A 12,580-nucleotide genomic window follows, 5' to 3' on the forward strand; every position below is an offset into this window, starting at 1 on the left:
AATTCACGACCCCCATCATAAGGACAATTCGCGAAAAAAGTTTTTTTTCCTGTTTGCTTCGCGCGAATGGCTAAAAAAAATCTCCTGTTTCGCCTCATTTTGGCAATAACAGGAGAAAAGTCCTATCTCTCAGTCTTATAGTCTATCGAATCACACTTCCTGCAAACTCGCAAATAGAGCCATTCGTCCGGTTCGTCCATTATCACCACGGTAGGAAAAGAAAGTTTCTCTATTACAACAGGTACAAACCCCACTCTCCATGATCCTATCAGGCCGAACACCTCCTGCAATCGCCTGCAGACGATTGGCAAGCTGTAGGTCAAGTTGCCATTCCGACTCATTTTGCCTTGTCGCACACGCCGCAGGAAATTGTTGCGCTACCGCAGCGCCGACTTGATAACAGCAAGGGTGGATTGACGGGCCAATGGCCAGCCAGCAGTCTTCCGGTTTCGTGCCATATGTTTCCTGCATCCGTTTCAACGTCCGTCTGCCGATTTCCTGTGCAGTTCCTTTCCATCCGGCATGCGCCAGCCCGAGCACCTTGCACAAAGGATCGTAAAGAAGCAGCGGCACACAATCGGCAAAAAACATCGCCAGCGGCAGTTCTGCCGCATCGGTGATCAGCGCGTCGGCATCGCCTAAAACAGCAGCTTGACTAAAAGCTCCTTTGCCGGCATCGTCCTGCGCCGCGACCAACACCCGATCGCCATGAATCTGGTTGACGGCAACCAACGCCGCCGCATCCATCTGCAAACTGACAGCAAAGCGCCGTCGGTTTTCTAAAACGCGTTCATTGACATCATCGACATGCAGCGCCAAATTAAGCGAAGCATATTGCGAATCGCTGCAACCGCCCATGCGTGCAGAAAAGCCGTGTCTTACGCCCGCAGCCAAAAGTGTCGGAAACGCGCCATACCACACGCCAGCTTCTCCCTGCATCAAACTAAATTCCCTCATTTGCACACCCCGCAACGTTTGCATCCCGTATGACAGGGCGCCGTTTCCTGTTCCGCCAGACTGCGCTGCCATTCCGTTTGCAAATAATTTTTCGTCACGCCAGGCAACAAATGATCCCACGGCAACACTTCTTTTGCTGCGCGAGTCCGATACAAGTAGTCTTCTTTTGTAAGACCCGCTTGCGTCATCGCCTTTGCCAGTTGTTTGCTGCCACCGCTGGCCTGCGCAGCGAGCAGCGCTTCGCCAAGTCGGCGGTCACCGCGCGCCAGGATCCCCTGTAGATAGGCTTCTTTCGGAGATTCCGTTAAAACTTCAATGCTCCGCTGTCCCTTAAACGCCTGTTGTAAATATTTCAGCCGCTTTGCCACTACGGTCTGTTCAGCCATGGGCAGCCATTGAAATGGCGTGAACGGCTTAGGTACAAACGGGTTTACGCTCAACGTCAGTTTCCCTTTGCTGCCAAGCTCCAGCATATGCGCTTTCATGCGCAGCGCCAGTTGAACGATCGCTTCGATATCTTCGTCAGTTTCCTCCGGCAGACCGATCATGATATACATACGTACATGCGGAATCCCCGCCTTAACGGCCATCGCAGCCGCGCTGAACAAATCATCTTCCGTTAGCGTCTTATTGATAATCGCACGCAAGCGCTGCGTAGCAGCCTCCGGCGCCAACGTAATCGTCCGATGCCCGCTGTCAGCCAGTGCCGCAACGAGCGTTTCGCTTACCGAGTCGGCACGCAGCGAGGCAACCGACAATGCAATGTCGCGTTCACGCAACCACTGGCAAAGTTCATCAATCTCCGGATAATCCGAAATGGCCGCCCCCATCAATCCGACGCGTCGTTCCGACATATCCTCCGCTTCCACTGTACGTTTTAACTCGTCCAAAGAACGGTTTCGTGGTCGCCTGAAACAATAGCCGGCCATGCAGTATCGACAATGCCGACCGCAGCCGCGCGCAACTTCGAGCAACAGCATATTGCGAAATTCCGTGTGCGGCGTCCGAATCACAGTCTTGGCCGGATAACGATCCAGTTCCTTTATCCAACGCCGAGCAATCTTCTCAGGCAGTCCATCCTGCGCTGCCAAGCCAAGAAAAATCCCGGCTTCGTCATAACGTTCCTGATAAAAGATTGGCACGTATACGCCTTCGATCTCAGCAATGCGGCGCAGCGTGGCAAGCCGACTCTCGCCAGCCAGCCGAGCTTCATGATAGGCGTCGAGAACTTCCCCAATCACTTCTTCGCCTTCGCCGATAATGCAAACATCTGCCACCGCCGCCAAAGGCTCCGGATTGAAGGTAATGCATGGACCACCCATCAAGATCAGCGGTTGGTATTCATCGCGCTCCGCAGCGCGAAGCGGAATCCGGCTGAGTTCCAGTTGCGTCAGGATATTAAAATAATCCATTTCAAAGGATACCGCAAAACCAATCAAATCAAACTTTCCCAACGGGCGCTGCGTCTCAAGCGTCATGATCGGCGTTTGGGTTCGCAAGTATTCGGCCAGTTCTTTCGCATCCGGCAAAAACGCACGCTCGCAGTCGGTGTCGGTTCGTTCATTGATCAACTGATATAGAATATGCATGCCCAGATTAGACATTCCAACATGATAATTATTCGGATATACCAACGCAAACGAACTCCTCGCTCCGGGAACCGGAATCAGCGCCCCATCTTCCTCAGCCAATCGTTTACGCAGTTCTCCTTTTAGATTCCACTTCAAATCAGATCGCCTCCTTTCCCTCTTCCTTTTCGCACACGGCTTGCGTTGCGCAACAGCTCTAAAACATCTACGCCCACTCCTTACGGAGTGGGCTCAGCTTATTTTCCTACCAAGCGTTGGCTTCCTGCCAGGCGACAGTTTGTCCTTGCTGCAAGCTTTTCATTACATCGACCAAGCGTTGATTGGCCGAACCGCGAAACGCGAGTTTCAGATCACGCTGTTCCTGAATGAATCGGCCATCAATCAATAAATCGATATATTGCAACAGTGCAGCTGCGGCCGTTTTAGCTTGGAGCTCTTCAAATCGGTAGCCGCTGTAAGCCGTTACCGTAAGACCTCGCTCTTTAGCCGCCTGCACCAACGGCAGCAATGCTTCCGCCTGGAGAAACGGTTCTCCGCCGGACAGCGTGATGCCGCGAATCAATTTGGCTTCCTGCAACTGATCGATCAGCTCCGCCACGTCAATTTCCCTGCCGCCCGTCAAATCGTGCGTCGCCGGATTATGACAGCCCGGGCAATCATGCACGCAACCTTGCATAAAGAAAACCAGGCGGATTCCCGGTCCGTCCACCACACTTTCCGGCGTAATGCCGGCAATGCGTATTTTCATTCTCGATCACCTTCAGTTTTTAAAATGACTGGTCCGTTCCTTCAATTCTTTCGTCTTGGCGTCATTGAAGCGTTCCATCGTACTCAGATAACCCGTAATGCGTCGCACACGCCGAATGCTCGCCGTTGCGCAGTTCGGGCACTCATCTTCCTGGATCACGCCGATATAACCGCAGGCATCGCAAAAATCAACCGGAAAATTGACCCCGGCATAGCCAAAGTCGGCATCCTTCATCTGACGCAGGACATCTTCGACAGCCGTCAGGTTATTGACCGGTGGTGCGGAAAATTCGACATAGCTGATATGTCCGGCATTGGCATATTTGTGATAGACGCCCTCCGTTTGAATCTTGTCGAAGGCGCTGATCGGATAATTTACCGGCACATGGAAAGAATTCGTATAATATTCCTTATCGGTCACGCCGGGAATGATTCCGTATTCTTTGCGATCCATGCGGACAAAGCGTCCCGATAATCCTTCGGCCGGCGTAGCCAGCAACGAATAATTGAGATCATATTTTTCGGCCGCTTTATCCACTTTATCACGCATGAAAGCGACGATTTCTTCACCGAGCCCCTGCGCTTCAGGACTTTCTCCATGATGGTAGCCAGTCAATGCAATCAATGTTTCGGCCAGACCAATAAAGCCAACCGACAAAGAACCATGTCGAATCACATCGCCGATACTGTCAAACGGAGCGAGTTTTTCCGAATCGAGATAGAGTCCCTGTCCCATCAAGAACGGCATGTCTCTGACCTTGAGTTTGGCTTGAACCAAGAAACGATGGTACAACTGTTCGCATGTCAGTTCCATCATATCGGACAAACTCTGGTAAAACTTCATCAAGTCCCGTTCCGCTTTAATCGCCAAGCGTGGCAAGTTGATTGTAGTAAAACTGAGATTGCCGCGTCCATCGGTGACTTCCGGGCCGCAGCGGTTGGCCATGACTCTGGTCCGACAGCCCATATAGCCGACATCTTCGCCGTACGCGCGATTAAAAGATGAGTCCATGAAGCTAAACGTCGGGTTCAGGCGCTGCGCCGCAACGCGAATGGCCAGCTTATAAAGGTCATAGTTCGGATCGCCCGGATTGAGATTGACCCCTTCTTTTACCCGAAAAATGATATTCGGAAAAATCGGATTTTCACCGCGCCCCAGGCCTTTTTCGTAGGCGAGCAGCAAATTCTTGATGACCTTTCGGCCCCCCTCCGACGTATCACAGCCGAGATTCAAGCTGGAAAACGGAACTTGCGCCCCTGCCCGGCTGTGCATCGAGTTAAGATTATAAACAAAAGCTTCCATCGCCTGATAGACTTCTTCTTCCGGCGCATCAACCATAAAAGGCGCCATATCGCGATCGAAAAAAGCAAAAGACTGACCGCCATGCATATCGTTTTGCGAGCTTTGCAGCACGATCGCGGCTAAAGCCGTAGCCGAGGCAGGACGTTTGGGCGGCCGGATATAACCATGACCGTTATTAAAACCCGATTGCAACAACTTGCCAAGCGGGATCTGCACACAGGTCAATGTCTTGCCGTAAAAATCAAGATCATGAATATGCACATCCCCCTTGGTATGGGCCATCGACATTCGTTCCGGAATCAGCCGGTTCAAATAATACGCCTTGCTGGCCGCACTGGCAATTTGCAGCATCTTTGCCGAGGGCGAATTCGAGACATTAGCATTTTCGCGGCTCGTCTCCACCAGGATATCCCCCACCGCATCCATCAGATCCGATTTCGCTTCCCGGATTCGCGTCCGCTTTGCCCGGTGCAATATATACGCCTTCGCGGTCTTAGCATGACCGGTTTCAATCAATATCTTTTCCACGCCGTCTTGCACATCCTCGACGCCGAACAGGCCGCCGTTGTGGCGCTGTTTTAAATGTTTCAAAACTTCAAGCGTCAATTCCATCGCCAATTGCTTATCCGCGCCGCCGACTGACTTAGCCGCTTTAAAAATTGCCTCTGTAATTTTTGACGCGTCAAATTCCAGTTCCCGACCATCGCGTTTTTTTATTTTCATAAACATCGTGTTATCTCGCCGCCTCTTGATTAGTTTTTCCCCGCATCAAAATTTCCAACTCTTGCATGAAATTTTGAATATCGGCAAATTGACGATAAACAGAAGCAAAACGGACATAGGCCACTTGGTCTAAATCCTTCAGTTGCAGCATCACCATTTCACCAATTTTTTCACTGGCCACTTCACGGACCATCGAATAGCTGATTTCTCTCTCCACACGTCCCACCAACGCCTCAATTTCAGCGATGGCAATCGGTCGTTTTTCACATGATTTAGCCACACCCTGCAGCAGTTTATTCCGATCAAATAACACACGTCGGCCATCCTTCTTGACAACGAGTAAGGGAACTTCTTCCACTACTTCGTATGTCGTAAAGCGACGATTGCAATCCTGACATTCCCGTCGCCGCCGGATAGAATTTCCTTCTTCCGTTGCCCTTGAATCAATAACTTTGCCTTCCATTGAACCACAAAACGGACAGCGCATGTCATCCCTCCGACTCTTTCGACAGATTTGCCTATTCGGCTCGCCTCGAACCAGGCGACCTCATATATTGTACCATAGGGAGACAAAAAAGCAAAAAGCGAATACAAGATGTTGTATCGCTTTTTGCTTTTTCTCGCTATATCTTGTGCCTTTTCTTGCTATCTCGCACAATAAAAGAAAAAGATGGCCGCCTAAAGCAAAACCATCTTTTATCCGCTCTATTTACGCATAAAGGAAGGGATGTCAAAATCACGAATCTTGAACGATTCAATCTTTGCATCTGCCTTCTCGCCACTCACCGTTGCCGAAGAACTGGTCACCCGTCCGTCAAAGCCGGTTGCAATAACCGTTACTCTGATTTCATCTTGGAACGATTCATCAATCACCGCGCCAAAAATAATATTAGCCTCCGGATCGGTAGCGTCTTGAATGATCGAAGCCGCTTCATTGACTTCAAACAGTCCGAGACTTGTCCCGCCCGTGATATTAAGCAACACGCCTTTTGCGCCGGTAATAGAGGTCTCAAGCAACGGACTGTTGATGGCAGCTTCCGCCGCCGCCGCTGCACGGTTTTCGCCTGTACCAAAACCGATTCCCATCAAAGCCGATCCGGTATCGGTCATAATCGTCTTAACATCGGCAAAGTCCAAGTTAATCAAGCCAGGAACGGCAATCAAATCCGAAATCCCCTGTACGCCTTGACGCAACACGTCATCGGCAATACGGAAAGCCTCCATGATTGGCGTATTCTTGTTGACAACCTGCATCAAACGGTCATTGGGGATCGTAATCAGCGTATCCACTTTTTCCTTCAGCTTAGCCGACCCTAATTCCGCCTGATTTTGACGACGACGTCCCTCAAAAGAAAAGGGCTTCGTCACCACGCCAACCGTTAACGCGCCAACCTCTTTCGCACATTCTGCAACAACCGGAGCCGCGCCCGTACCGGTCCCGCCGCCCATGCCTGCAGTAACAAAAACCATATCGGCTCCGCGCAAGGCTTTTATGATTTCATCACGACTTTCTTGCGCTGCTTTTTCACCGATTTCCGGATTCGCACCGGCGCCTAGGCCTTTGGTCAACTTTTCACCGATTTGTATCCGATAAGGAGCCTGCGCATGAAGGAGCGCCTGTGCATCAGTGTTAACGGCAATGAACTCTACCCCATTTAAACCGGCCGCAATCATCCGGTTGACAGCATTATTTCCGCCGCCACCTACGCCGATTACTTTGATGGACGCGAAGCGATCCAAATCCATATCAAACTCAAGCATGGAAAACTTCCTCCTTAGTTTTATAAAAAACTTGCTGCAGACGGCGTACCGACTTGCCGCACCGAGCTTTCTTCTCATTTGCTGCGCATTTTTCTGCGCTGGACATTATGTAGCTGGTAAGACTCCGTTATTCTTCAAAGCTCCATCTACAGCCATACTTCCATAATGCCTATAGTTCAACGCAAAAAGACAATTCCCTTTTTCTTTATAAGATTTTTTCACAAAACAATTCTATTTGCGCAAAAAATAGCGTCGGATAATGGCCAGATTTTGGAATATTCTCAGACCAAACGCTAACAATGCTACATAATACAGATCAATACCCAAGCGCTCACCAATATAAACCAAACCGGCGGCCAATAAGGCATTCGTAAAAAAGCCCGTAGTGAACACGGTGTTGTCAAACTTTTCTTCCGCGACGGCGCGTAACCCGCCAAATACCGAATCAAGCGACGCCAATAAGGCTACCGACATAAATTTTGCATATTCGAGCGGAATAGAGAATGGGAAGATCATTCCTAAGAAAAGGCCAAGCAATAGCCCTGCGACAGGTAATGCCATATCATTTCGCCTCCTCTTTCACCGCTTTTGCATGTTCAAAGCGAAACGGCCCCTTGTAACCGGGAATTTTAATGAGTTCCTGTTGCTTGACGCTAACCTGGATCCCCCAAAACTGCAACGTTTCAATAACGCCGCCGCGCATCTTAAGTGCTGTTTCCAGTGTTTGCGGTTCGCCAATCGCTCTGATCTCATATGGCGGAGAGTAGCGTGTGTTATTGACCGACAGCGTCGGTCCCGCACAACGGATCTCGGATGTCGCAATCAATCTCTGTTCATTGATTGAGGCCGCCTCAGCGCCGGAAGCCCACAGCTCATTTATGACTTTCAAAATATCATCATCATGAATCAAATATAAATTGGGATTTTCACCGGGTTTTGACACTCGTTTGCTGTCGTCAATCGTAATAATAACACCTTTTCCTTCAACCGGCAGAACTCCAGCTCCCATTTTTAACATTTCGGCCTCTTTTACCGCGGTCTCCGGCACGGAAGCTTTGCGCAATTCATTAACCTGTTTCAACAGGCTATCCCGCTCCTTTTCCGTCTGGCTGAGCCGCTGTGATAAATCTTCAATCCGTTGGTATGGGACACTCGAACGGATATCTTGCGTGGTCCGAAATTGAACGGCCAGCATAAAGCCCAAGACCATGCACACGAGTGCTATGGCCGCTTGTCCTTGTTGGCGGATCGGCAACACATCTCTCACTCCTCTCTATAGACTAATTTTTAAGGCTGTTTTAATTTAATTACCGAAGGGGTGACCCCTAAATCCACATATTCAAGCTGTGCTTGTTTCGGCTGCAATTCAAGCAAGGCAGCCTCTGTCAGTTTCGCTTTGTCCAGCAAACGTTCCTGATTGCCTAACCGAACTTGTAAATTCTGAATCGTATACGTCGTCATCCGACCATCCGGCGCCATATTCAATTCCGATAGCTGGCGGCGCGTCTCGTCATTTAACGCGGCTAAATATTGCAGCATTACGGCAACCGGAGGATCGACAACCCGCTCTCCGATATAAGGATATTCTCCTCTGACGCCCGTAAGAATCGGCAGTTCAAATCGTTTCAGGCTCTTGTGGATCGCAAGGACAGTTCCCATTGCGTCAACTTCTAAAAAACCGTATTTTCCGGTCAGATAGGCGACCGCTTTGCGCGGTTTGACCTCAATGACAATATCACCGGTCCAGCTGCGGTTCACCGCCACCTGATCAATCCTCAAATCCCGTTCCAAGCGTGTCTTAACGTCTTTAGTCGATAGACGAAGAACATTAAGCGGTTTGCTGACGCCAAGAATCAGTTCAACATCGCTGACGCTGACTGGCGCATCGCCTTTAATAATAATGCTGCCATAGGAAAAAAGCGGCGATACCTTTAACCAAGCCATCCAAACGACTGCGCATATGAGCCCAATGATCAAGACCGCGCGCAGCAAAACAGGTTTTGCTGCTGGTCTTTCGTTATGCCGTCTGATCACATTATCACCCCTATTGACAAGCCAGGAGCAGACGTTCGCACAAATCTCCGAAGGAAAGACCGACGGCCGCTGCCGCTTTAGGCACTAAACTCGTCTCCGTCATGCCCGGTATCGTATTGACTTCCAGTACATAGGGATTTCCCTGCTGATCCAACATCACATCCACCCTGGCAATACCAGAGCAGTGCAGTACTTTAAACGCGTCGGCTGCAACCTGCTTGACCTTGGCTTCGACCACGGCCTCAAGCTGCGCCGGAACACGATAATCACTGGCCCCTTTGGTATATTTTGAATGGTAATCGTATTGACCGGAATGCGGTACAATTTCAATCACCGGAAACACTTCGAACTTCGCTCCGGCTAAGACAGCTACCGTCAATTCCCGTCCGACGATAAACTCTTCTACCAGCAGTTCTTCACTGTAGCGAAATGCCTCCGCAACAGCGGCCGGGACGTCCTTTGCCTCTTTGACGATCACAACGCCAATGCTCGAGCCTTGCGACGTCGCTTTCACAACTACCGGAAGCGAAAACTCCGCCGCAATCCGGCTCGTCACCACCGCCTGGTCTTCACTGCGCTGAAACAAGCGCGAGCGCGGCGTAGGAATTTGAGCCGCCTCAAACAATCGCTTCGAAATGCCTTTATCCATCGCCATTGCACTGGCCATGACCCTCGACCCGGTATAAGGAATTCCCGCCAATTCAAGCGCGCCCTGCAAGACACCGTCTTCGCCGTATAAGCCATGGACGGCATTGAATACGACGTCAATCTGTTCTTTACGCAGCTGATCCAGTAAATTCGCCGGTTCAAGATCGATCCCAACCGCATTGTACCCTTTTTCCTGCAACGCGGTCAAAATGGCTCCGCCGGTTCGCAGCGAAACTTCACGCTCCGTCGAAGGTCCGCCCATAACGACCGCAATCTTCTTGTCTTTCATCTCAGTTTCCTCCTGCCGGTTGCTTAGCCGTAAGCAATTCGATTAATTCTTCACCAGTGCGATAAATATCGCCCGCGCCCATTGTCATGATCAGATCGCCACTTTCCGCTGTTTCCGCCAAATAACGGGCTATCTTTTCTCTCTCCGGAATATAAACGATCGGCCGCTCCAATTGCCGCTCCACTTCCTGACGCAGCACTTCACCGGAAACGCCGGTGCGCGGCGCTTCGCCCGCCGCATAAATATCCGTCAAGATGACGACATCGCAATTCGAAAATGCACCGCCAAATTCACGCAGCAACAATTGCGTCCGGCTAAAACGATGCGGTTGAAATACGCAGATCAGCCGACCGGCCTCCGTCTGACGCGCCGCTGCAAGCGTCGAAATAATTTCCGTTGGATGGTGGGCATAATCATCGACAATCCAAACTCCATTCAGCCTTGCTTTCGTTTGGAAACGGCGCTTTGCACCATAAAAATGCCCCATGCCGTCAACAATTTGTTCAAACGTCAAACCGCTTTCCAAGCCGACAATCACAGCCGCCAGCGAGTTCAAGACGTTATGTTCTCCCGGGACATGGAGTCGCATTGTCCCAAGATTTTTTCCCTTGTGATGAATATCATAAAGCGTCTGTGCGCCATTCGTCCGCAGGTTGCACGCGGTATAATCCGCGCCGGGCTGCAATCCGTAAGTTAAGCAGCGCGCACGAACTTCCGGCAGCAAATCGCGCACATGTTCATTGTCCAGACAGACGACAGCCAGACCATCCACTGGCGACAGGTTTTGTAAAAACGTTCTGAACGCCTGCAAAACATTCTCCATCGTGTGATAATAGTCCATATGGTCATTTTCAATATTCGTCACCACGGCAACTTTCGGTGCAAATTTCAGAAAAGAGCCGTCGCTTTCATCGGCTTCCGCAACGAGAAAACGTCCGTTGCCCCACTTCGCGTTGCCTTTTATATAATCGAGTTCACCACCAATGATGACGGCCGGATCCAGTCCGCCATGCTCCATCATTAAAGCAATCATCGACGTAGTTGTTGTCTTGCCGTGCGCACCAGCTACCGCAATACCGGTTCGCTGATTCATCAGTGCGGCAACCAAATCCGAACGATGATAAACCGGAATTCCGGCGGCTTTGGCCGCAACGATTTCCGGATTCGCAGCCGCAATGGCTGTAGATACGACAAGAGCCTCGGCGCCAGCAATGTTTTCCGCTTGATGCTGCGCGAATATCTTCGCGCCAAGCCGGGCCAGTTTCTGCGTCATTTCCGACGCGCTCATATCAGAACCGGAAACGACATACCCTTTTTCTAGCAAAACCTTGGCAATCGCGCTCATGCCTGAACCGCCGATGCCGACAAAGTGAAAGTGGCGAATTTTCTCTAACAATCCTAACCCTCCAATTATCAACGTCTCCCTAACGACCAGGCTATTTTAGCCAAATCGGCCGCCGCTTCCGGCCGGCTCATACGAAGACTATTTTCTTTCATTTCATTTCGTTTCTTTGCATCAGACAACAGCTCCTGTACCGCCGCAGTCAGAGAAGCGCCGCTAAGCGATGCGTCATCAATAACAACAGCCGCACCGGCTTGCGCCACGCTGCGTGCATTCCACTCCTGATGATTGGCCGCAGCGTACGGGTAGGGAATCAAAATTCCCGGTATGCCGCGCACAGTAAGTTCGGCCAGCGCAATTGCCCCTGCACGAAAGACTGCGATATCAGCCGCCGCCAGCGCATTGGCCATGTCATATAAATAGGGATGTACCTGTAGCCGAGTTCCCAGACCATGACTGATTCCAGCCTGAGCCAAACCTTCCACTACTGTATCATAATCCTGCCGCCCTGTCACATGAACAATTTGCAGATTGCCTGCCGCCGCAAAAAACTGATGCACTGCCAGCATCGCCTGATTGATGCTGCGCGCTCCGCGGCTACCGCCGGAAACCAGAAGTACCGGAAGCGTTCCGTCAAGTCCAAGACTTTCAAGACCGGCCTCGCGCGTCGCGGAAAGAACCTCTGGGCGCACCGGGTTGCCGCAGACAGCAGGGTGGCACGATATCGGAAACTGCGCTACCGCATCCTCATAACCAACTGCGACTTGATTTACCAAGCGAGCCAAGATACGATTCGTCATACCTGGCACGACATTTTGCTCTTGAATCATCGTTGGAATACCAGCCAGTTTCGCCGCTAGCAAAACAGGCCCGCACACGTAGCCGCCTGTACCGACTACCACTTGCGGCGCAAACTCCTTTAAAATCGCAAAAGCATCGCAGACACTTGCGGCTGCCTGCCAGGCAATTCGCAGGTTCTCGATCGTCAGACTGCGCCGAAAACCGCTGACCCGTATCGTACGAAAAGGGATGTTTTCTTTTGGGATGATATCCGACTCCAAGCCTTTATCGGTACCAATATATAAGACTTCCACTTCAGGATGCAATTCCTGTAATTTACGCAAAATGGTCAGTGCCGGATAAATATGCCCGCCGGTTCCGCCACCTGAAAAAACAATACGCACGCG

At 50.8% G+C, this 12,580-nt stretch carries 12 protein-coding genes; all 12 read right to left on the minus strand.

Going from position 1 to position 12,580, the window contains the following annotated elements; genetic code table 11:
- Window positions 1–150 precede the first annotated feature (150 nt).
- Window positions 151–957 carry a peptidoglycan editing factor PgeF gene (pgeF, locus tag QTL79_RS08660; RefSeq protein ID WP_346354570.1) on the minus strand — a complete coding sequence of 269 codons (807 nt, stop codon included), beginning with the start codon at window positions 955–957 and terminating at the stop codon, window positions 151–153.
- Complete coding sequence (locus QTL79_RS08665; RefSeq protein WP_346354571.1) at window positions 954–2,684, minus strand: TIGR03960 family B12-binding radical SAM protein; 1,731 nt, start codon at window positions 2,682–2,684, stop codon at window positions 954–956. Before QTL79_RS08665 ends, pgeF begins: the two co-directional genes overlap by 4 nt.
- 106 nt (window positions 2,685–2,790) lie before the next feature.
- Window positions 2,791–3,294 carry an anaerobic ribonucleoside-triphosphate reductase activating protein gene (gene nrdG, locus QTL79_RS08670; protein WP_346354572.1) on the minus strand — a complete coding sequence of 168 codons (504 nt, stop codon included), beginning with the start codon at window positions 3,292–3,294 and terminating at the stop codon, window positions 2,791–2,793.
- A gap of 12 nt (window positions 3,295–3,306) precedes the next feature.
- Window positions 3,307–5,319: an anaerobic ribonucleoside-triphosphate reductase gene (nrdD, locus tag QTL79_RS08675; protein ID WP_346354648.1), complete on the minus strand. Its 2,013-nt coding sequence runs from the start codon at window positions 5,317–5,319 to the stop codon at window positions 3,307–3,309.
- A 10-nt stretch (window positions 5,320–5,329) separates the two neighbouring features.
- Window positions 5,330–5,806 carry a transcriptional regulator NrdR gene (nrdR, locus tag QTL79_RS08680; RefSeq protein WP_346354573.1) on the minus strand — a complete coding sequence of 159 codons (477 nt, stop codon included), beginning with the start codon at window positions 5,804–5,806 and terminating at the stop codon, window positions 5,330–5,332.
- A gap of 218 nt (window positions 5,807–6,024) precedes the next feature.
- Window positions 6,025–7,080 carry a cell division protein FtsZ gene (gene ftsZ, locus QTL79_RS08685; protein WP_346354574.1) on the minus strand — a complete coding sequence of 352 codons (1,056 nt, stop codon included), beginning with the start codon at window positions 7,078–7,080 and terminating at the stop codon, window positions 6,025–6,027.
- 231 nt (window positions 7,081–7,311) lie between these two features.
- Entirely contained in the window at window positions 7,312–7,641 is a 330-nt protein-coding gene (locus QTL79_RS08690; protein ID WP_346354575.1) for a small basic family protein, read from the minus strand.
- A gap of 1 nt (window position 7,642) precedes the next feature.
- Window positions 7,643–8,338 carry a DUF881 domain-containing protein gene (locus QTL79_RS08695; RefSeq protein WP_346354576.1) on the minus strand — a complete coding sequence of 232 codons (696 nt, stop codon included), beginning with the start codon at window positions 8,336–8,338 and terminating at the stop codon, window positions 7,643–7,645.
- 29 nt (window positions 8,339–8,367) lie between these two features.
- On the minus strand, window positions 8,368–9,114 hold the full coding sequence (locus QTL79_RS08700) for a cell division protein FtsQ/DivIB (protein ID WP_346354577.1): 747 nt from the start codon (window positions 9,112–9,114) through the stop codon (window positions 8,368–8,370).
- A 10-nt stretch (window positions 9,115–9,124) separates the two neighbouring features.
- A complete protein-coding gene (locus tag QTL79_RS08705) occupies window positions 9,125–10,051 on the minus strand; it encodes a D-alanine--D-alanine ligase (protein WP_346354578.1) in 927 nt (308 codons plus the stop codon).
- 1 nt (window position 10,052) lies between these two features.
- Window positions 10,053–11,447 (minus strand): UDP-N-acetylmuramate--L-alanine ligase, encoded by a 1,395-nt coding sequence (murC, locus tag QTL79_RS08710; RefSeq protein ID WP_346354579.1) that lies wholly within the window; start codon window positions 11,445–11,447, stop codon window positions 10,053–10,055.
- Window positions 11,448–11,464: 17 nt separating this feature from the next.
- Entirely contained in the window at window positions 11,465–12,577 is a 1,113-nt protein-coding gene (gene murG, locus QTL79_RS08715; RefSeq protein ID WP_346354580.1) for an undecaprenyldiphospho-muramoylpentapeptide beta-N-acetylglucosaminyltransferase, read from the minus strand.
- Window positions 12,578–12,580: the final 3 nt, after the last annotated feature.

It is taken from the genome of Azotosporobacter soli, assembly GCF_030542965.1.
Lineage (GTDB): Bacteria > Bacillota > Negativicutes > SG130 > SG130 > Azotosporobacter > Azotosporobacter soli.